General features: G+C 64.7%; 21 protein-coding genes. 13 read left to right on the top strand and 8 right to left on the bottom strand.

Translation table 11 applies throughout. From position 1 onward, the window contains the following. Window positions 1-16: 16 nt before the first annotated feature. Complete coding sequence (locus tag ACVCMJ_RS10105) at window positions 17-679, top strand: OmpA family protein (RefSeq protein ID WP_447082720.1); 663 nt, start codon at window positions 17-19, stop codon at window positions 677-679. A 133-nt stretch (window positions 680-812) separates the two neighbouring features. On the opposite strand, the gene ACVCMJ_RS10100 is transcribed toward ACVCMJ_RS10105, so the two are convergent. Beyond that, window positions 813-1274 (bottom strand): helix-turn-helix domain-containing protein, encoded by a 462-nt coding sequence (locus tag ACVCMJ_RS10100; protein ID WP_447081287.1) that lies wholly within the window; start codon window positions 1272-1274, stop codon window positions 813-815. Here ACVCMJ_RS10100 and ACVCMJ_RS10095 point away from each other — a divergent pair. The 6 genes from ACVCMJ_RS10095 to proB all read left to right on the top strand — a co-directional run bounded on the left by ACVCMJ_RS10095 (window position 1273) and on the right by proB (window position 6173). After that, on the top strand, window positions 1273-1665 hold the full coding sequence (locus ACVCMJ_RS10095) for a hypothetical protein (protein WP_447081286.1): 393 nt from the start codon (window positions 1273-1275) through the stop codon (window positions 1663-1665). The genes ACVCMJ_RS10100 and ACVCMJ_RS10095 overlap by 2 nt on opposite strands. A gap of 180 nt (window positions 1666-1845) precedes the next feature. After that, entirely contained in the window at window positions 1846-2157 is a 312-nt protein-coding gene (gene rplU / locus ACVCMJ_RS10090) for a 50S ribosomal protein L21 (protein WP_447081285.1), read from the top strand. Window positions 2158-2185: 28 nt separating this feature from the next. Next, window positions 2186-2446, top strand: a complete 261-nt coding sequence (gene rpmA, locus ACVCMJ_RS10085) for a 50S ribosomal protein L27 (RefSeq protein WP_447081284.1) — start codon at window positions 2186-2188, stop codon at window positions 2444-2446. Window positions 2447-2559: 113 nt separating this feature from the next. Beyond that, window positions 2560-3585: an IS110 family transposase gene (locus ACVCMJ_RS10080; protein WP_447079836.1), complete on the top strand. Its 1026-nt coding sequence runs from the start codon at window positions 2560-2562 to the stop codon at window positions 3583-3585. A 315-nt stretch (window positions 3586-3900) separates the two neighbouring features. Next, complete coding sequence (gene obgE, locus ACVCMJ_RS10075) at window positions 3901-4995, top strand: GTPase ObgE (RefSeq protein WP_447081283.1); 1095 nt, start codon at window positions 3901-3903, stop codon at window positions 4993-4995. Between the two features lie 5 nt (window positions 4996-5000). Then, a complete protein-coding gene (proB, locus tag ACVCMJ_RS10070) occupies window positions 5001-6173 on the top strand; it encodes a glutamate 5-kinase (RefSeq protein ID WP_447081282.1) in 1173 nt (390 codons plus the stop codon). A 66-nt stretch (window positions 6174-6239) separates the two neighbouring features. Here the strand turns inward: proB and ACVCMJ_RS10065 are convergent, their stop codons facing one another. After that, entirely contained in the window at window positions 6240-6728 is a 489-nt protein-coding gene (locus ACVCMJ_RS10065; protein WP_447082719.1) for an Lrp/AsnC ligand binding domain-containing protein, read from the bottom strand. A 202-nt stretch (window positions 6729-6930) separates the two neighbouring features. Here ACVCMJ_RS10065 and ACVCMJ_RS10060 point away from each other — a divergent pair, with 202 nt between their 5' ends. Further along, window positions 6931-8181 (top strand): D-amino acid dehydrogenase, encoded by a 1251-nt coding sequence (locus tag ACVCMJ_RS10060; protein ID WP_447081281.1) that lies wholly within the window; start codon window positions 6931-6933, stop codon window positions 8179-8181. Window positions 8182-8192: 11 nt separating this feature from the next. Here ACVCMJ_RS10060 and argJ read toward each other — a convergent pair whose 3' ends face one another. The 4 genes from argJ to thiD form a co-directional block, all read right to left on the bottom strand. Next, the gene (gene argJ, locus ACVCMJ_RS10055; RefSeq protein ID WP_447081280.1) at window positions 8193-9419 is read right to left on the bottom strand and encodes a bifunctional glutamate N-acetyltransferase/amino-acid acetyltransferase ArgJ; all 1227 of its coding nucleotides are present in this window, start codon (window positions 9417-9419) and stop codon (window positions 8193-8195) included. A 111-nt stretch (window positions 9420-9530) separates the two neighbouring features. Next, window positions 9531-10808 (bottom strand): glutamate-1-semialdehyde 2,1-aminomutase, encoded by a 1278-nt coding sequence (gene hemL / locus ACVCMJ_RS10050; RefSeq protein WP_447081279.1) that lies wholly within the window; start codon window positions 10806-10808, stop codon window positions 9531-9533. A 21-nt stretch (window positions 10809-10829) separates the two neighbouring features. Then, window positions 10830-11471, bottom strand: a complete 642-nt coding sequence (gene thiE, locus ACVCMJ_RS10045; RefSeq protein ID WP_447081278.1) for a thiamine phosphate synthase — start codon at window positions 11469-11471, stop codon at window positions 10830-10832. Beyond that, entirely contained in the window at window positions 11468-12277 is an 810-nt protein-coding gene (gene thiD, locus ACVCMJ_RS10040) for a bifunctional hydroxymethylpyrimidine kinase/phosphomethylpyrimidine kinase (protein WP_447081277.1), read from the bottom strand. Before thiD ends, thiE begins: the two co-directional genes overlap by 4 nt. Window positions 12278-12386: 109 nt before the next feature. Here thiD and ACVCMJ_RS10035 point away from each other — a divergent pair, with 109 nt between their 5' ends. From ACVCMJ_RS10035 to ruvX, 3 genes are read left to right on the top strand one after another with little or no spacing between them, the layout of a single operon-like run. After that, window positions 12387-12551 (top strand): rubredoxin, encoded by a 165-nt coding sequence (locus ACVCMJ_RS10035; protein WP_353134962.1) that lies wholly within the window; start codon window positions 12387-12389, stop codon window positions 12549-12551. A 45-nt stretch (window positions 12552-12596) separates the two neighbouring features. Next, on the top strand, window positions 12597-13193 hold the full coding sequence (locus ACVCMJ_RS10030) for a YqgE/AlgH family protein (protein WP_447081276.1): 597 nt from the start codon (window positions 12597-12599) through the stop codon (window positions 13191-13193). Then, the gene (gene ruvX, locus ACVCMJ_RS10025) at window positions 13177-13605 is read left to right on the top strand and encodes a Holliday junction resolvase RuvX (RefSeq protein WP_447081275.1); all 429 of its coding nucleotides are present in this window, start codon (window positions 13177-13179) and stop codon (window positions 13603-13605) included. Before ACVCMJ_RS10030 ends, ruvX begins: the two co-directional genes overlap by 17 nt. Here the strand turns inward: ruvX and ACVCMJ_RS10020 are convergent, their stop codons facing one another. Both ACVCMJ_RS10020 and ACVCMJ_RS10015 read right to left on the bottom strand, forming a co-directional pair. Then, window positions 13606-14409 (bottom strand): enoyl-CoA hydratase-related protein, encoded by an 804-nt coding sequence (locus ACVCMJ_RS10020; protein WP_447081274.1) that lies wholly within the window; start codon window positions 14407-14409, stop codon window positions 13606-13608. A 2-nt stretch (window positions 14410-14411) separates the two neighbouring features. After that, entirely contained in the window at window positions 14412-15368 is a 957-nt protein-coding gene (locus ACVCMJ_RS10015) for a dihydrodipicolinate synthase family protein (protein ID WP_447081273.1), read from the bottom strand. Between the two features lie 288 nt (window positions 15369-15656). Here ACVCMJ_RS10015 and ACVCMJ_RS10010 point away from each other — a divergent pair, with 288 nt between their 5' ends. Next, the gene (locus ACVCMJ_RS10010) at window positions 15657-16910 is read left to right on the top strand and encodes a CaiB/BaiF CoA transferase family protein (protein WP_447081272.1); all 1254 of its coding nucleotides are present in this window, start codon (window positions 15657-15659) and stop codon (window positions 16908-16910) included. After that, window positions 16903-17685, top strand: a complete 783-nt coding sequence (locus tag ACVCMJ_RS10005; protein WP_447081271.1) for a 3-ketoacyl-ACP reductase — start codon at window positions 16903-16905, stop codon at window positions 17683-17685. The genes ACVCMJ_RS10010 and ACVCMJ_RS10005 overlap by 8 nt, the downstream gene beginning before the upstream one ends. The last annotated feature ends 77 nt before the right edge of the window (window positions 17686-17762 follow it).

Genomic DNA, 17762 nt, shown 5'->3' with positions numbered 1-17762 from the left:
AGCGCAAATGGGTACGATGACATATCGAGCGACTTCCACCCGGGCCATTCATCTCGTTGCGATCGGAAGCCTGGCGCTGTTGACGGCTTGTGCAAACATGTCGCCCCAGGGCCAGAACACGGCCGTCGGCGCCGGAGCCGGGGCGGCGCTGGGCGCGGGCCTCGGGGCCCTGATTGGAGACAGCAGCAGTGCCGCCTTGATTGGGGCTGGACTGGGAAGCGTCGCGGGTGGTGTGGTGGGATACAACTGGAAGACCGTCAAACAGGACGTCGAAAAATCCGGGGCCTCCGGCTTGGGCGTCGCAGTCACCGAGATGCCCGACGGTTCACTGAAGGTCAATATCCCCAGCAACGTGTCCTTCGATACGAATCAGGCGGTGCTCAAACCCCAGTTGCTGCCGGTGCTCGATAGCGTGGCCAAAGCCATGAACGAACACCCGGAACTGCGGGCCAAGTCGATCGGCTATACGGATACCAGCGGCTCCAACGCCATCAATCAGCCGCTGTCGCAGCGGCGGGCGGCGGCTGTGACCCAATACCTGTCCGGCAGGGGGGTGTCTTCCGAGCGCCTGACCGCCGAGGGCCGTGGTTCGCTCAATCCTGTCGGGGACAACAGCACGCCGGAGGGCCGTGCCTTGAACCGGCGTGTCGAGCTGTTCCTGTATGCCGTGAAACAGTGAGCGGGGGAGGCTGGCCGGCTCGGCCGTCGGGGGACTCCTGAATCGGGGCACCGTTCTCTCGCGGTCACGCAGGCAGCCGCCGTTCATCGAGCCATATCGAGGCATCCGACAGGATCATCGGGTCTCGTGGGACTCAGCGATTCGGAGCTGGAGGTGGCGTCTTGAGCAGCCCGTCGATGAAGGCGGCCAGGGCCCGCTCGGCGGCTTCCCGGTCGCGCACGGACAGCGACCAGAACAGCCGGGGGCTGATGCTGGGAAACGGCCAGGTGCTTTCGCCCAGAGTCGGCACCGGCAACATGGGGCCTTGGCCGGCGCGCAGCCAATAGGCGTTCACTTCGAGTACCTCGGCCAGGATCAGGATTTTGCTCGGGTCCTTGCGCACGCCGTTTTCGTAGCTCGAAATGGCGCTCTGCGACAGGCCGCACTTGCGCGCCAGCGCGGCCTGTGACAGATGTCGCAGGCGCCTGGCGTACTGGAGTCGGCTGGCAAAGGTATCCACCGGCTCATTGGACCCAAAACGTGAACCACATTGGTGATCGTTATTATCACAATAGTGATTGACCGGTTCCGGACCGCTGGCTACGATCGGCATCATGGACGCCGCGGATACCGAAAGCCTATGCGCATCCGCCGCCGATGCGCCCGCGGACGCGGAAACGCATCATGCCGGCGGCTGGATGCTGGTACTCGACCTGGGATCGTTGCGCCGTGACCGTTGGTTGCTGACAGACGGCTGCCGAGCACTGCCGCTGACGCGCGCCGAGCATGCCGCAATCGCCTGCTTGTTCGAGTCGCCGGACCTCCGCGCCACCAACGATGCACTGACCCAGGCCATCCTGGGGACCTGGCAGTTCCCGGGCACCGGCCGGCGACGTACCACTGTCGATCTGTCCGTCACCATCGGCCGATTGCGAAGCCGGGCTCGCCGGGCGGGAATCCGGATCGTCTGCGTGCGGGAATCGGACTCCTACCGCTGGGTGGGGTGACGTGGCTCCTGTTCCGGCGATGGGTCGGTGCGCATAATCTGCTTGATTCAAAAGCAGTTTTCCGTATAGAATGCAAGGCTTGGTCCTTGTTGCTGCCCGATGTGCAGGTGCATTTGAGGTCAATGCTGCAGACCAGGATCAATATTGCAAGCCCCTGCAAACCCATTTCAGGAATTTCCCATGTACGCGGTCATAAAAACCGGCGGCAAACAGTATCGCGTTTGCGCCGGCCAAAAACTGAAAATCGAACAGATACCGGCTGACATTGGGCAAGAAATTTCGCTCGACCAGGTGTTGTCCGTCGGCGAAGGCGAGTCGCTTCAGATCGGCGCGCCTTTCGTTGCGGGCGCCTCGGTGCGCGCGACCGTTCTTGCGCAAGGCCGTCACGACAAGGTCAAGATCTTCAAGATGCGTCGTCGCAAGCACTATCAGAAGCATCAGGGCCATCGCCAGAACTACACCGAAATCCGCATCGACGCTGTTGCGGCTTGATTCCTGTCATCGCATTTAGGAACTCATCATGGCACACAAAAAAGGCGGCGGCTCGACTCGCAACGGCCGCGATTCCGAATCGAAACGGCTGGGCGTGAAGGTCTACGGCGGCCAGCAGATCCTCGCGGGCGGCATCATCGTCCGTCAGCGCGGAACTCAGTTCCACCCCGGCGTCAACGTCGGCATTGGCAAGGACCACACGCTGTTCTCGCTGGTGAACGGCACCGTGCAGTTCTCCGTGCGGGGCGCGCTCAGCAAGCGCACCGTCTCGGTGGAAGCCGCGAGCTGAAGCGGCAGACAGCCAGCATGAGCCCTGCCGACCGGCAGGGCTTAATGAGATGGTCAGCCCGATCCCCACGAAGCGGTACGCTGAGTGGGGATTGTTCTTTCTTGGAGACCGTCATGAGCACCGTCGCGCTGATTGGCATTGATCTGGGCAAGCATAGTTTTCACCTTCACGGTCAGGATAGGGCTGGCAGGATGGTGTTTCGCAAGAAGCTCACGCGCAGCCAGATGTTCACGCTGCTAGGCAATACGCCGGCCTGTACCGTCGTGATGGAGGCGTGTGCTGGGGCACACTGGGTTGCCCGTAGAGTCCAAGATCTGGGTCACCAGGCCAAGCTGATCTCTCCCCAGTTCGTGAAGCCCTTCGTGCAGGGCAACAAGAACGATTTCGCCGACGCGCAAGCGATCTGTGAGGCAGCCAGTCGCCCGAGTATGCGGTTCGTGAGCCCGCGCAATCAGGCTCAGCAGACGGTATCGATGTTGCACCGGGTGCGCGAGGCTTTGGTACGCGACAGAACCGGCGCTATTAACCAAATCCACGCCTTCCTGCTGGAGTTTGGTGTGGGCCTGCCCAAGGGGCCGGCGATCATCCGCAAATTACCGGCGGTACTGGTCGCGCATGAACTGCCGCCGCGTTTGGTGGCGCTGCTCGAACGGCTGCAGGCGCACTTCAAATACCTTGATGAGCAGATCGCCCAGACAGAGCGAGAGCTGTCGGCACAACTGCGCCAGGACGAGCGCGGCCAGCGGCTGCTGGAGATACCCGGCATCGGGCCGATCACCGCCAGCGTGCTGACGACCGAGCTGGGCGACGCTCGACAGTTCGGTTCGGCAAGACAGTTTGCCGCCTCGGTGGGGTTGGTGCCACGCCAGTACAGCACCGGCGGCAAGCCTACGCTGTTGGGCATCAGCAAGCGCGGCGACAAGAATCTGCGACGGCTGCTAGTGCAAGGCGCGCGGACCATCATGCAGCGCGTCGACAAACGCACCGATACTTTGGGCGTCTGGGTCCGCAGCCTATTAACCCGACGCCACTCGAATGTCGTGGCCTGCGCGCTGGCCAACAAATTGGCGAGGATAGCCTGGGCCATCCTCGCCAGAGGGACGAACTACCGTAGCGAGCAGGCTGTGACAGCAGCCTGACGCACACCGTTTACACAGCAACCTTCAGCAGTACCCACTTCCTGGTTTTGCGACGCGAGATACGTGAAGACATAAACGGCTCAACGGCCGGACAACGAACCTGGCACAAAAAACAGTGCATGACACTGAGGGCTTTTTGAGGTTTGTCCGGCGCGGCTCTCATCATGGGGCGGGGGGATTCCTCCACCACGACCCCGGATAGATTTAAGCAAGCCCAATTTACGTCAACGTCGTCCCGCTTGCAAAAATCGGGCTGACCATAGATTTTTTATTAGAATGAGGACTTGGCCGCGTTCCGCGGCCTGGAACCGAATCATGAAATTCGTAGACGAAGCCACCATCGAGGTCGCCGCCGGCAAGGGCGGCAATGGCGTGGCGAGCTTCCGCCGGGAAAAGTTCATCCCCAAGGGCGGGCCCGACGGCGGCGACGGAGGGCGGGGCGGCTCCATCATCGCGGTGGCGGACCGCAACATCAACACGCTGATCGATTACCGCTATGCTCGCCTGCATCGTGCCAAGAACGGCGAGAACGGGCACGGCTCGGATCGGTATGGCGCCGGCGCGGCCGATGTCATTCTGCGCATGCCGGTCGGAACCACTATCCTGGACGCCGACACCGGCGATCAGTTGTTCGATCTGGATCACCACGATCAACGCGTGACGCTTGCGCAGGGCGGCGCCGGAGGCCTGGGAAATCTGCATTTCAAGTCCAGTACCAACCGGGCGCCGCGCCAGTTCACGGCCGGGCGCGAGGGCGAACAGCGGCGCCTGAAACTCGAGCTGAAGGTGCTCGCCGATGTCGGGTTGCTGGGCATGCCCAATGCCGGCAAGTCGACGTTCATTACGCGCGTGTCGAATGCGCGGCCCAAGATCGCCGACTATCCGTTCACTACCCTGCACCCCAATCTGGGGGTCGTACGCACCTCGCCTTCGCACAGTTTCGTCGTCGCCGACATCCCCGGCCTGATCGAGGGTGCGTCCGAAGGCGCTGGCCTGGGCCATCTGTTCCTGCGCCACCTGAGCCGCACCAGCGTGCTGCTGCACGTGCTCGACGTCCATTCCCCCGATCCGGACATCGACGCCTGCGTCCAGGCGGTGCATGACGCCCGCGCCATCGTGCAGGAGCTTGAGCGCTATAGCCCCGAACTGGCGGCCAAGCCGCGCTGGCTGGTGCTGAACAAGCTGGACATGGTAGCCGACACGGAGGCCGTGAAGGCGCGCATCTGTGCGGAACTGGGCTGGTCCGGTCCTGTATTCGGGATCTCGGCCCTGACGGGTGACGGCACCCACGCGCTCACGGGGGCGCTGCAGGCGTGGCTGGATGAGCGGAACCGCAGCGCCCATGCACGCGATGGCGACCCTCGCTTTGACGAAGGTGCGCCGCTCGATGGCTTGCCCGATACGGACTGAATTCCATGGCTGCCCACGATTCTGCTGTTTCCGTCGCTCGAGACGCCCATCGGCTGGTGCTCAAGGTCGGCTCGTCACTGGTCACCAACGAGGGCCGGGGCATCGACACAGACGCCGTGGGGCAATGGGCGGCGCAAATCGCGGGACTGCACGCCGAGGGGCGGCAGATCGTGCTGGTGTCCAGTGGCGCCATTGCCGAGGGCATGGCGCGCCTGGGCTGGCCCCGGCGTCCGGGTACCATGCCGGAGCTTCAGGCCGCCGCTGCCGTGGGCCAGATGGGGCTCATACAGGCCTATGAATCCGCGTTTGCCCGCCACGGTATCCGGACCGCGCAGATCCTTCTCACCCACGAAGACCTGTCGCATCGGCGCCGCTATCTGAACGCCCGCAGCACGCTGGCCACGCTGCTGAACCTGGGGGTGGTCCCCATCGTCAACGAGAATGATACCGTCGTCACCGACGAGATCCGGCTGGGCGACAACGACACGCTGGGAGCGCTGGTCACCAATCTGATCGAGGCCAACGTTCTGATCATCCTCACTGACCAGCCCGGTCTGTACAGCGCGGACCCGCGCAAACATGCCGATGCGACCTTCATCCACCACGGACAGGCGGGAGACCCCGCGCTGGAATCCATGGCCGGAGGTTCGGGTAGCGCCATCGGGACGGGCGGCATGCTCACCAAGGTCCTTGCCGCCCGAAGAGCGGCCAACAGTGGTGGCCACACCATCATCGCCTCCGGCCGGGAGCCGGACCTGTTGCGGCGGCTGGCGGCCGGAGAGCCCATAGGCACCGAGCTGCGGGCGGTTTTGCCGGTCCGTTCAGCACGCCAGCGCTGGCTGGCCAACCATCTGCGGCTAAGAGGCCGGGTGACGCTGGATGCCGGCGCGGTGCGCGCGCTCACGCAAGGCCACCATAGCCTGCTGCCCGTTGGGGTGGTCGCCGTCGAAGGGGAGTTCGATCGCGGCGACGTCGTGGCTTGCGTGGACGAGCACGGCGTGGAGTGCGGGCGGGGCCTGATCAATTATTCGTCGGCCGAAACCGCCCGTATTCTGCGGCAGCCCAGCGCGCGCATTGCGGAAATACTCGGCCACCTGTCCGACCCGGAGCTGATTCACCGTGACAATCTGGTGGTGATGCGGCCTCGCGCGGCAGCCACCGCTGCCGCCCCGAAGTGATTCCAGCCGCCCGGTGTACCGTTCGGGCCGCCCGGCCGGTGCGGTGCCGGCGGAGCTGAGGCTGGCCTATCTCTGGGCCGGGATGAACTGGGTTTCCTTGACCTCTTCCATGACCACGCAGCTCCTGGTCTGCGTCACGCCGGGCAGACGCAGCAAAATGTCGCCCAGCAAATTTCGGTACTGGCTGATTTCCTTGATGCGCGCCTTGATCATGTAGTCGAAGTCACCCGAGACCAAGTGGCATTCCAGTACCTGGGGCACGCAGAGGACTTCCCGCCGGAATTCCTCGAAGGTACGCTCGGACTTGCTGGACATGCTGATCTCGACAAAGACGAGAAGCCCCGCATCCAGAGCAGCGGGAGCCACCCTGGCGTGATAGCCCATGATCACGCCGTCCCGCTCCAGGCGCCTGACCCGCTCGATGCAGGGAGTGACCGTCAGCCCGACGGCGTCGGCCAGTTCCGTCATGGACAGGCGGCCGTTCTGCTGAAGCAGATCCAGGATGCGGCGGTCGATCTTGTCCAGTGCGTGGACCGATTCCTTCTGCATGCGCATGATGAGGCTCCTGTCGGGCGACTTGCCTTGGGTTGTTGACATGGCGCGGCACCGGGCTGGACCGCGCCAGCATTTCGTGCTGCAGGCTATTCATTGTGCCACCAGGCACCGATCGTATTTCATGAAAACCTGACTTTTTCATGAAAAATTAGCCAGATATATCGCCTATCATCATGAAAAATTCATTCGATTGAGGAACGTCATGAAGGTTCTGGTCTTGGGAGCCGGCGTGGTGGGTGTCACGAGCGCCTATTACCTTGCCCGCGAGGGGCACGAAGTCACCGTTGTGGATCGGGAGCCGGACGCCGCCGAGGAAACCAGCTTCGGCAATGCCGGTCAGCTTTCCTTTGGCTATTCCTCTCCATGGGCGGCGCCTGGGATTCCGTTGAAGGCCCTTCAGTGGATGTTCCAGGAACATTCGCCTCTGACCATCCGCCCTGACGGCAGCGCGGACCAGGTCAAGTGGCTGTTGCAGATGTGGCGCAATTGCACACCGGCCCGCTATGCTCTGAACAAGGAACGCATGCTGCGGATGTCCTTCTACAGCCGCGAGTGCCTGCATGCGCTCCAGGCTGATACGGGCATCCAGTTCGAAGGCCGGCGCCAGGGAACCCTGCAGGTGTTTCGAACCCCCAAGCAGATGGACGATGCCCAGCGCGACGTCGAGGCCTTGCGGGACGCGGGCGTGGCGTTCGAGCTTGTGGACGGCGACCGTCTGGCGCAATACGAGCCGGCGCTGGCCCACGTCCGCCACAAGCTGGTGGGGGGCTTGCGCACGCCGGACGACGAGACCGGAGATTGCCGTCTGTTCACGCATGCCTTGACGCGGCTGGCCCAGGATCTGGGCGTTCAATTCCGCTACAACGAAACCATTCAATCGCTGCAACGGTCAGGGCACCGGCTCACGGGGGTGCAATGCGCCTCGGGCTTGCGACAGGCCGATGCGTATGTGGCGGCGCTGGGATCGTGGTCGACCCTGTTGTTGAAGGGGCTTGTCGACATTCCCGTTTATCCGATGAAGGGCTATTCCATTACGGTTGACATCGCCGATCCCGCTTGTGCGCCTGTATCCACCCTGCTCGATGAATCCTACAAGATTGCGCTGACGCGCTTTGAGCGGCGCATTCGCGTGGGCGGTATGGCAGAGGTCGTGGGTTATGACCGATCGCTGAATCCTCGTCGGCAGCAGACGCTGGAAATGGTGCTCAACGACCTGTTCCCGGGCAGCTACCAGCCCGGCGACGTGCATTTCTGGACCGGGCTGCGCCCCAAGACGCCCGACAGCACGCCCATCGTGGGCCGCACCCCGCTGGACAACCTGTATCTGAACACCGGGCATGGCACGCTGGGCTGGACCATGTCCTGCGGGAGTGGCCAGTTGATCGCCGATATTGTGTCGGGTCGACCGACAGCAATCCGCAGCGACGATCTGGGCGTTTCGCGATACCGTTGAGCGGAGGGCGGTCAGGACCGGTAGTCGGCGTTGATGCTGACGTACTCGTGGGACAGATCGCAGGTATAGACCGTATCGGCGGCGTCGCCCCGCCCCAGGGCTACCCGAACCAGGATCTCCGCCGCCGCCATGACCCGCTGGCCGTCGGCTTCCTGGTAGCCCGGATCCCGGCCACCCTGGCTCGCCACGCGCACATCCCCCAACCAAAGCGTGATTCTGGATACGTCCAGGTCGTCGATGCCGGAATAGCCGATGGCGCACAGAATGCGCCCCAGGTTCGGATCGGACGCAAAAAACGCGGTCTTCACCAGCGGCGAGTGCGCGATTGCGTAGGCGACCTTCAACGCTTCTTCTGTGGTCGCCGCCTGCTCGACCTGTATGGTCATGAACTTGGTCGATCCTTCGGCATCCCGCACGATCTTCTGGGCGAGGTCGCGGGCGGCGTCGGTGAGGGCCTGCTCAAGCGCCGCGAAGCGGGGGTCGTCCGCGGATTCGATATGCACCCCGCTTGCGCCCGTGGCCATGATGATGAAGGAATCATTGGTCGACGTATCGCCATCCACCGTGATGCGGTTGAAGGACCGGTCCGCGATTCGCCTGACCATCGGCCGCAGCAGCGCTGCGGGAAGCCCCGCGTCCGTCCCCAGAAACCCAAGCATGGTGGCCATGTTGGGATGGATCATTCCTGCGCCTTTGCTGATGCCGGTGAGCGTGACGCTCCGGCCGCCCAGTTCGATCTTTCGCGAATGGATCTTTGGCTGGGTGTCCGTGGTCATGATGCTGTGGGCGGCCTCGAACCAATGGTCGGGCCGCGCTTGCGCGATGGCGGCCGGCAGCGCCGCAACGATGCGGTCCACGGGGAGCGGTTCCAGAATCACCCCGGTGGAAAAAGGCAGGACCTGGCCGGGAGCCAGCTCGAGCTGCCGGGCCAGCGATTCGCAGGTCTGCCGGGCAGCCTGCAGCCCACGCGCCCCCGTACCGGCGTTGGCATTGCCCGTATTGATGACCAGCGCCCGGATGCTGGAATCGGATGCCAGGTGGGCTTCGCAGACCTGGACGGGTGCGGCGCGGAACCGGTTTCGCGTGAAGACGCCGGCCACCGCGGCGCCCTCGTCCAGCAGCAGCACCGTGAGGTCCCTGTGGTGCGCTTTGCGCACGCCTGCCTCGGTCATGCCGATGCGGATGCCGGGCACAGGAAAGACGTCGTCGCGTGCGGGAATACTCAGATTGATGGCCATGTGGCGGGAACCCCTGGAATCAGGACGGCAATGCCGCACGTCGGCGGCACGCCGGAAATCAGCTGAAAGCAGCCATTCTAATGCCGAAAGCCGGCGGGCACGGCGGTGCCCTCACAGTTGCGCGAAGACCCGGTCGGCCGCATCCAGCGTGGCCTGGATGACGGTGTCGTCGTGCGTGGCCGACACGAAGCCAGCCTCGAACGCCGAAGGCGCGAAGTGCATGCCCGCGGACAGCATCCCGTGGAAGAACCGCCTGAACGCTTCGATGTCGCAGGCGGAAACCTCCGCCAGGCTCGTAGGCGGCGCGGGTCGGAAGTACAGGCCGAACATGCCGCCCTGCCAGTCGGCGGAAAAAGGTACGCCGTGCGCCCGGGCCCGCTCGATCAGGCCCTGGACCAGGGCCCCGGTGTGCTGGTGCAAAGCCTCGTAGAAGCCGGGCTGGGCGAGGCGGCGCAGCGTGACGCGGCCGGCGGCCACGGCCACCGGATTGCCCGACAGGGTGCCAGCCTGGTAGACGGGGCCCAGCGGGGCGATCTGCGCCATGATGTCGGCTCGGCCGCCGAAGGCGCCCACGGGCATGCCGCCGCCGATGATCTTGGCGAGCGTGGTCAGGTCAGGCGTGATGCCCGTCAGTCCCTGCACGCCCTGAGGCCCCACCCGGAAACCGGTCATCACCTCATCGAAGATCAGCACCGCGCCATGCCGGGTGCAGACGTGGCGCAAGCCTTCCAGGAAGCCCGCGGCGGGCCGCACCATGTTCATGTTGCCGGCAATGGGCTCGACGATGATGCAGGCGATCTCGTCCGGGTATTGCGCGAAGGCAGCCTCGACGGCGTCCAGATCGTTGTAGTCCAGCACCAGCGTGTGGTGTACGAATTCGGGCGGGACGCCCGCCGAGGTCGGGTTGCCGAAGGTCAACATGCCGGAGCCGGCCTTGACCAGCAGGCTGTCGGCGTGGCCGTGGTAGCAGCCCTCGAATTTGATGATCTTGTCGCGCCCCGTATAGCCGCGCGCCAGGCGGATCGCCGACATGGTGGCCTCGGTGCCCGAGCTGACCAGCCGGACCTGCTGGATCGATGGCATGCGTGCGATGATGGCTTCGGCGAGATCGACTTCGGCTTCGGTGGGGGCGCCGAAGGACAGGCCGTTCACGGCCGCCTGCTGGACCGCCAGCACGACTTCGGGGTCGGCGTGGCCCAGAATGGCGGGGCCCCAGGATCCGATGTAATCGATGTAGCGGGTGCCCTCGGCATCCCACAGGTAGGGGCCTTGGGCGCGCGCGATGAAGGGCGGGGTACCGCCCACGGAGCGGAAGGCGCGTACGGGCGAGTTCACTCCGCCCGGAATGACGCGGCAGGCGCGTTCGAAGAGTTCAATGTTGCGGGGCATGGTCAGTAGGCGGCATGAGGTTCAGGTGAAAAGATCCGTGCAGCGTTGTGCGGCCGCCCGGATGTCGGGGGCCTCGAAGACGGCGCTGATGATGGCCAGACTGTCGGCCCCCGCGGCCAGAACGGGGGCTGCGTTCCCGGCGGTCAGTCCGCCGATCGCCACCACGGCAGGCCGGGGGAACTGCCGTTCGGCCAGACGGCGTCCGGCGCGGATGTGGTCCAGCGTCGCGTGCTCGGCTTCCGGTTTGGTCGGAGACGGGTACAGGGCGCCGAAGGCGATGTAGTCCACGTCCTGTTGCAGGCGCTGTTCGGCGAGATCCGGCCGGTCGTAGCAGGAACATCCCAGCAGCTTGTCCGATCCCAGCGCCAACCGGGCCTGGGGGATGGAGCCGTCGTCGCGGCCCAGATGGGCCCCGTCAGCGTCCAGGTCGGCCGCGAGCCTCCAGTCGTCGTTGATGATCAGGATGAGGCCCAGCCGTGTGCAGAGCGTACGCACCTCGCGCGCCTGGGCGTGTCGCTCGGCAGCGGTGCCGTGCTTGCGGCGCCACTGCAGGGCCACCATGCCGCCGGCATGGGCCTGTTCGATGGCGGACAGCAGCCGGTCGGTGTCCGCCCAGTCGGGGGTGATGCCGTAGAGGCCGCCGGGAAAGCGCAACGGACTCATGGCGAGGTGTGCCGAAGAATGCGTTGGCCCATGCCGGGGTGGAAGTTGCGCGCCAGCATGGGGCCGGCGGCCGCCACCGCCTGCTGGGCCGCCTGGGCGGGTTCCCGCCCCTGCGCCAGCAGGCAGGCCATGATCGTGGCGAGCAGGCTTTCGCTGTCGCTCACGCGCACGTTGGGTGCAGGCCAGGGCCAGCGCCGGGACGGCAGGCCCCTGGAATGGAAGCTCAGACCATTGAAGCCGTCGCCTAGCGCGCCGTTGCCGCACAGCACGTGCGAGATGCCGAAGTCATGCAGTGCCGCGACCGGGCTGTCGGCACCCGAGGCCGACAGCAACCCCTGTCCCGCCCAACGCTCCAGCAGCCCCGCATCCACGACCGCGACCAGGGCTTGCGGGGCCAGCAGCTCCAGCATGGCGCTGACGGTTTCTTCGCTATCGAGGTCTTCCAGGTCGGGCACGGATGGCGGGCTGACGAGTTGCAAGACCAGCGGCAGTTCGCTGTAGTCCGCCGTGATCTGAGCGAGGACCGAAATGGTCTCGGGGTCATATTGCGGGCCGATCTTCAGGGCACCGATAGCCATGTCTTCGAGCAGGCATCTGGCCTGGTCGTCGATCAGGTCCGGCGGCAGCCGCTGGATGGTTTCCACGCCCGCGGTATCCTGCACGTGAATGGCGGTCACCACCGACCCGGCGTGGGCGCCAAGGCGGGCGCTGATGACTGCGTCGATGGGCAGGTTACTGGCACCGCTTGGGTCGAAAGGGCCGAAAATCAAAGGAAGTGGCGTTACGGAAGAATCAAGGGCTGCCATGTCGCGGATCGCATGCCGGTGCGGTGCCCGGCAGGTTGTGTACTATGGCCCCATTCTAATGGATGCGGCCTGCCGTGACGCGGCAGGCGCGAATGGCGAGGCAAAGTTCATGCGGACCTGGATGTGTCTGATTTGCGGCTGGATTTATGACGAGGCCGCAGGTTATCCGGAAGACGGCATTGCGCCCGGCACGCGGTGGGAAGACGTGCCCCCCAACTGGGTGTGCCCCGAATGCGGGGCCCGCAAGGAAGATTTCGAATTGATCGAGATCTGATACTCTAGGCGTATGGGCCGCGAGGCCGGGCGATTGGAGGTTGCCATGACCACAGAACCGCATGCCACTGAAGGCCATCCGCAGATCGATCTCTCCCGCCAGTTCCTGTTGGCCATGCCGGGCAGAGTCGCAGGCGAGCTGGCCAACACGGTGATCTATGTCTGCGAGCACACCGAACATGGTGCGCTGGGGCTGGTCGTCAATCGACCCACAGATCTGACGGTAGGAGACCTGCTGCAGCGCATCGACCTGAAGCTTTCGCTGGAGATCGGCCCTGTCCAGGAGTCCCCTGTGTTTTTTGGCGGTCCGGTGCAGACCGATCGCGGGTTCGTCCTCCACGTCCCTCAGCGGGCTTACAGCTCCAGCATCGCACTCGGCGAGGACGTGGCCCTGACGACCTCGCGCGACGTGCTGCAGGACGTGGCCGACGGCCATGGGCCCGAGCATATTCTGGTCACCTTGGGCTACGCCGGGTGGGGTGCGGGCCAGCTCGAGGATGAACTCGCGCGGAACGCCTGGCTCAATGTCCTGGCTACGCGCGAGATCCTTTTCGATACGCCCGCCGAGGGCCGCTACGATGCTGCGCTGGCCCAGCTCGGCATCCGCTCCTCGATGCTGACGGGCGATGCGGGGCATGCCTGATCGACAAGCCGGCCACCGCTGCGAACGGACCTTCCTGGCCTTCGATTTCGGGTCGAAGAAGATCGGCGTGGCCATCGGCAACACTCTGACGGCCCGGGCGCGGCCGCTGTGCATTCTCAGGCCGGCCACGCGGGACCAGCGCTTCGAGCAAGTCGGCGCGCTGTTGGCCGAGTGGCAGCCGGATGCGGTCGTGGTGGGCCTGCCGCTCACCCTGGAGGGCGGTGAGCAGCCCGCGTCGCAGCAGAGTCGGCGTTTTGCCCGTCAGCTCGAGGGACGGTACCGACTGCCTGTGGTGATGGTCGACGAGCGCGGTTCCAGCCTGGAAGCGCAGCGCATCCTGGGGTCCAATGCGCCCGACGACGCCGTGGCGGCCGCCGTCATCCTGCAACGCTATCTGGACAGTGTCCCCTGATTACCGGCCGCTGTACTCGGGTGGGCGCTTTTCCAGGAACGCCTGCATGCCTTCGGCGCGGTCGGCGGTTTTGAAGACTTCCGTGACCATCTGGCGTTCGAACGCGAGCCCCTGTGACAGCGGCTGTTCGAAGGCTTCCCGGGCGGCCCGCTTGGCGTATTGCACCGACAGAGGCGCCCTGGACGCAATGATGGCGGCGATCTTCGTGGCGCGCGGAACGACTTGCGCAGCGGGGACCACCTCGGCTACGAGGCCCGCCTGGAGAGCACGCATGGCCGGGATCCGTTCCCCGCTCAGGATCATGTACATGGAGAGGGCCTTGCCGACGGCGCGGGGCAGACGCTGCGTGCCGCCGTCTCCGGGGATCACGCCGATCGTGATTTCACCCTGGCCGAACGATGCGCCGTCGCCGGCCACGACAAGGTCGCACAGCAGGGCAAGTTCGAGTCCCCCTCCGATCGCCGGTCCGTTGACGGCGGCGATCAGCGGCTTGGGGAACTCCTCGATTTGGTGCCAGCGTTCCAGCCGCTGCGGATCCAGGTACCAGTCCACTCCCTGATGGACCATTCCCGAAATGTCGGAGCCGGCGGAAAAGATACGCTCGGAGCCGGTCAGGACGACACACCGGACGTCGGGATTTTCGTCGGCTTCCCGGAGATGGGCACAGAGCTCCACCATCAGTTCCGTGCTGAGCGAATTGGCCTTGCGGGGGTGGTTCAGCGTCAGCACCATGACGCCGCCTTCCCGGACTTCGGCGAGGACGAGAGTGTCGGTGGATCCGGTATTCGTTCCCGGGCCGCTCATGGCTAGGCGACCTTGGCGTACACGGATTCCGGCGTCAGGCCGGCTTCGCGCAGCCAGCGCGCGAGGCGCTCGGGGTTGTGCGTTGCCTTCAGCGGTGGGCGAACATAGGCGTTGGGCAGGCGGCCCAGGGCAACCAGCGACTCTTTCATGCGGGCCTGCCAGTCGATGTAGGGAGCCTCATAGAAGGCTTGGACGGCGGCGTAGACGCGGTCCCCCACAGCCTGGGCGCGCATCAGGTCATGCTGCTGGAACGCCTCGAACAGCGCCACCTGCAGATTCGCGATCACGCTTCCGGCGCCCGAGATGATGCCGCGCACGCCCATGGGCACCGATCCCATGAGCCAGGAAGAATGGGTCGTCAGGACACTGACCGGCCGCGCCAGCGCGTGCAGGTTGCGGATTTGCTTTTCGTGCAGTGCCGGGTCCGAGCACATGTCCTTGATGGCGACGATCTGCGGAATGGTTTCGCAGACCTTGATCAGGGTGTCGAACGAAAGCTGCAGGCCGGTCCATTTCGGGAACTGGAAGAGGACGATGGGCAGGTCGGTGGTGTCGGCCAGGGCCTGGTAGTAGTCCACGAACAGCTCCGGTCGGTCTTCGCCGCGAAACATCAGGACATTGGGCGGGAAGGCGAGCAGGCAGCGAGCGCCCCCCGCGGCGGCCATGCGCGCGAGCTTTTGGGCATAACGGGTGCTTTCGGCATAGATGCCGCAAATGATCGGCGTCTTGTCCCCGACCGTGTCCAGCGTCAGGTCCAGCGCGAGTTTCTGTTCGTCGAAGGAGAGCGTGTGGACCTCTGCAGCGTGGCCGTTGACCACGAGGCCAGTGACCCCTGCCGTGCCTGCCAGGTCCTGTACGTGACGCTGGTACGCGCCCCGGTCCATTTCCAGGTCGGCCTGGAACGGCATGAGGACGGCCGGAATGACGCCTTCGGGGGTATAGACGGAAGAAGAACCCATGATGCATGCTCCTGGATAAGGGGAAAGGCCGCCCGGGCGCGGGGGCATGAGGAGCTGAAACGTGCAAGCACGAGACGCGGCGATGCGCACCCGGCGGAGTCCAGTAGGGCAGCCACTTTGTTGGAAACCGATTTCATCAGATATTACATCAGAAAATCTGTTAGCCCTTAGTGGTTTATCCCTATTCATGAATTCCGGGATGAAAATTATGCTGCTGGAAATGTAAACGTTTTCTGTCGGATCCGGGCATTCGGTCCGAACACATCTTGCGGTGGGGCCTCTTCGGTAATGAACGACGATATGTTGAACGGAATGAAAGTGCTGGGACTGTGCCATTACCTGCAGGGCCCGGCCGCCACGCAGTATCTGGCGGATCTTGGCGCGGACGTCATCAAGATCGAACCGATTGCCGGCGCGCACGAGCGCCACTGGGCGGGGGCCGGCTCCTTCATCGACGGCGTGAGTTCTTTTTTTCTGTGTGCGAACCGGAACAAGCGCAGCCTGGCGGTGGATCTGAAGACGCCCGAGGGCCGGGACATCGTCGAGCGCCTGATGGCGCGGAGTGACGCCGTGGTCGAGAATTTCCGTCCAGGCGTTCTCGATCGTCTCGGTTTCGGCTATGAGCGCGCCCGGGAAATCAATCCGGCCCTGATCTACGCGTCGGCCACAGGCTTCGGCGCTTCCGGGCCCATGCGCGACAGCCCCGGCCAGGATCTGCTCATCCAGGCGCGGTGCGGCCTGGTGGCGGGCACAGGCGAACGCTTTTCAGCCCCGAAGGCCGTGGGAGCCGCCGTCGTGGACCAGCATGGCGGAGCGCTCCTCGCCATGGCGGTGGTGGCGGCCTATGTCAGGAAGCTCACCACCGGGCAGGGGGCCCGGGTCGAATCCAGTCTCTTCAACGCAGGGCTGGATCTACAGGCAGAGGCGCTGGCCGCGTACATCAACGCGGGTGTCCAGCGTGATCGCTACCGGCGGCATCCCGATCTGGCAACCTGGTTCCACGAAGCACCCTACGGGGTATATCGCACGCGCGATGATCGCTTTGTCGTGATTGGTTTGAACGATCCCATTCAGCTCGCACGAACGCTTGAAAGCGACCGGCTGGAAGCGCTCGCCGACTGCAACCGCTACGAGGACCGGGACGCTTACGCGACCGCGGTGGCGGAGGCCGTCCTGAGATTCGACTTTGGGGATTTCGTGGCCCGTTTTGACCGCGCCGGGCTGTGGTATGCCCCCGTCCAGGACTACTCCGACCTTCAGGCCGATCCGCAGGCGCTTCACAACGAGGTCTTCGAGACCATCGAAACCGAAGGCCTGCGCTTCACGCTGCTGAACGCGGCCGTCCGCTACGATGGCAAGAAGCTCCCGACCCGGCGCTTTGCGCTGGCAGCGGGCGCCGACACCCATGCCATTCTGTCCGATCTGGGGATGGAGACCGCGCAGATCGATGACCTGGTCGCGCGCCGTGTCGTGGCCGCGCCGCGGGGAAGTGCTTTCCGCCAGGTGCGGACCGAACCCTTCCGGGGAGTGACGCATGAGTGATCGTTCCGTCAGCCGGCGCGCTGCCATCGTGACCGGGGGCCGCCGGGGAATTGGCCGTGCCATCGCATATGCCCTGGCACAGGCGGGGTTCGATCTGCTGATCAATGACATCCGCGAAGACGATCTGGCCGTTGAAACGGTCGCCGGCCTGCAGGCTCGCGGCGCCCGCGTCGAATTCGTCTGCGGCGACATTGCACAGGCCGATACCCACGAGCGCATCGTCGATGCCGTCTACAGTCGGTTTGGCCGTCTGGATGCGCTGGTCAACAACGCCGGCGTGCAGGTGCGCAAGCGCGGTGACCTGCTCGACGTGACCCCGGAGCACTTCGACGAAGTGCTCGACATCAATTTGCGGGGCACCTTCTTTCTGACACAGACGGTCGCGCGGCGCATGCTGGCGGATGGGTCCGGCGAGCAGGGGCGCACCATCGTCGTGCTGTCTTCCTCGAACGCGCATCTGGTGTCCGTCGAGAAGGGGGAGTACTGCATCTCGAAGTGCGGCCTCTCCATGATGTCCAAGCTCTTTGCGCTGAGGCTGGCGCGGGACGGGATCTCGGTGTTCGAGATCCAGCCGGGGCTGATCCGAACGGACATGACTGCCGAAGTCCGCGACATGTACGGCGCGATGATCGAACAGGGGCTGTCGCCGGTGCCTCGCTGGGGCGAGCCCGAAGATGTGGCGCGCGCCGTGGCGACGCTGGTATCGGGGCTGGTCCCGTTCGCGACGGGCAATGCGATCAGCATCGACGGGGGGCTGATGATTCCCCGCTTGTAAACACGACACTCAGGAGGAGACATTCACGATCAAAGACTGGTGGTTGCGGTACCCCGATTCATACGAAAAAATCATTC

This window comes from Castellaniella sp. UC4447_H14 (assembly GCF_052978285.1).
The sequence above is the reverse complement of the archived record's forward strand: the minus strand, read 5'-3'. Positions and strand labels throughout refer to the sequence as shown.

Coding starts and splice junctions, on each gene's coding strand:
- rpmA (WP_447081284.1), top strand. CDS start 2,186: ATGGCACACAAAAAAGGCGGCGGCTCGACTCGCAACGGCCGCGATTCC.
- rplU (WP_447081285.1), top strand. CDS start 1,846: ATGTACGCGGTCATAAAAACCGGCGGCAAACAGTATCGCGTTTGCGCC.
- proB (WP_447081282.1), top strand. CDS start 5,001: ATGGCTGCCCACGATTCTGCTGTTTCCGTCGCTCGAGACGCCCATCGG.
- obgE (WP_447081283.1), top strand. CDS start 3,901: ATGAAATTCGTAGACGAAGCCACCATCGAGGTCGCCGCCGGCAAGGGC.
- ACVCMJ_RS10015 (WP_447081273.1), bottom strand. CDS start 15,368: ATGGGTTCTTCTTCCGTCTATACCCCCGAAGGCGTCATTCCGGCCGTC.
- ACVCMJ_RS10060 (WP_447081281.1), top strand. CDS start 6,931: ATGAAGGTTCTGGTCTTGGGAGCCGGCGTGGTGGGTGTCACGAGCGCC.
- ACVCMJ_RS10020 (WP_447081274.1), bottom strand. CDS start 14,409: ATGAGCGGCCCGGGAACGAATACCGGATCCACCGACACTCTCGTCCTC.
- thiD (WP_447081277.1), bottom strand. CDS start 12,277: ATGGCAGCCCTTGATTCTTCCGTAACGCCACTTCCTTTGATTTTCGGC.
- ACVCMJ_RS10095 (WP_447081286.1), top strand. CDS start 1,273: ATGGACGCCGCGGATACCGAAAGCCTATGCGCATCCGCCGCCGATGCG.
- ACVCMJ_RS10035 (WP_353134962.1), top strand. CDS start 12,387: ATGCGGACCTGGATGTGTCTGATTTGCGGCTGGATTTATGACGAGGCC.
- ACVCMJ_RS10080 (WP_447079836.1), top strand. CDS start 2,560: ATGAGCACCGTCGCGCTGATTGGCATTGATCTGGGCAAGCATAGTTTT.
- ACVCMJ_RS10005 (WP_447081271.1), top strand. CDS start 16,903: ATGAGTGATCGTTCCGTCAGCCGGCGCGCTGCCATCGTGACCGGGGGC.
- ACVCMJ_RS10105 (WP_447082720.1), top strand. CDS start 17: ATGACATATCGAGCGACTTCCACCCGGGCCATTCATCTCGTTGCGATC.
- thiE (WP_447081278.1), bottom strand. CDS start 11,471: ATGAGTCCGTTGCGCTTTCCCGGCGGCCTCTACGGCATCACCCCCGAC.
- ruvX (WP_447081275.1), top strand. CDS start 13,177: ATGCGGGGCATGCCTGATCGACAAGCCGGCCACCGCTGCGAACGGACC.
- ACVCMJ_RS10100 (WP_447081287.1), bottom strand. CDS start 1,274: ATGATGCCGATCGTAGCCAGCGGTCCGGAACCGGTCAATCACTATTGT.
- hemL (WP_447081279.1), bottom strand. CDS start 10,808: ATGCCCCGCAACATTGAACTCTTCGAACGCGCCTGCCGCGTCATTCCG.
- ACVCMJ_RS10030 (WP_447081276.1), top strand. CDS start 12,597: ATGACCACAGAACCGCATGCCACTGAAGGCCATCCGCAGATCGATCTC.
- ACVCMJ_RS10010 (WP_447081272.1), top strand. CDS start 15,657: ATGAACGACGATATGTTGAACGGAATGAAAGTGCTGGGACTGTGCCAT.
- argJ (WP_447081280.1), bottom strand. CDS start 9,419: ATGGCCATCAATCTGAGTATTCCCGCACGCGACGACGTCTTTCCTGTG.
- ACVCMJ_RS10065 (WP_447082719.1), bottom strand. CDS start 6,728: ATGCGCATGCAGAAGGAATCGGTCCACGCACTGGACAAGATCGACCGC.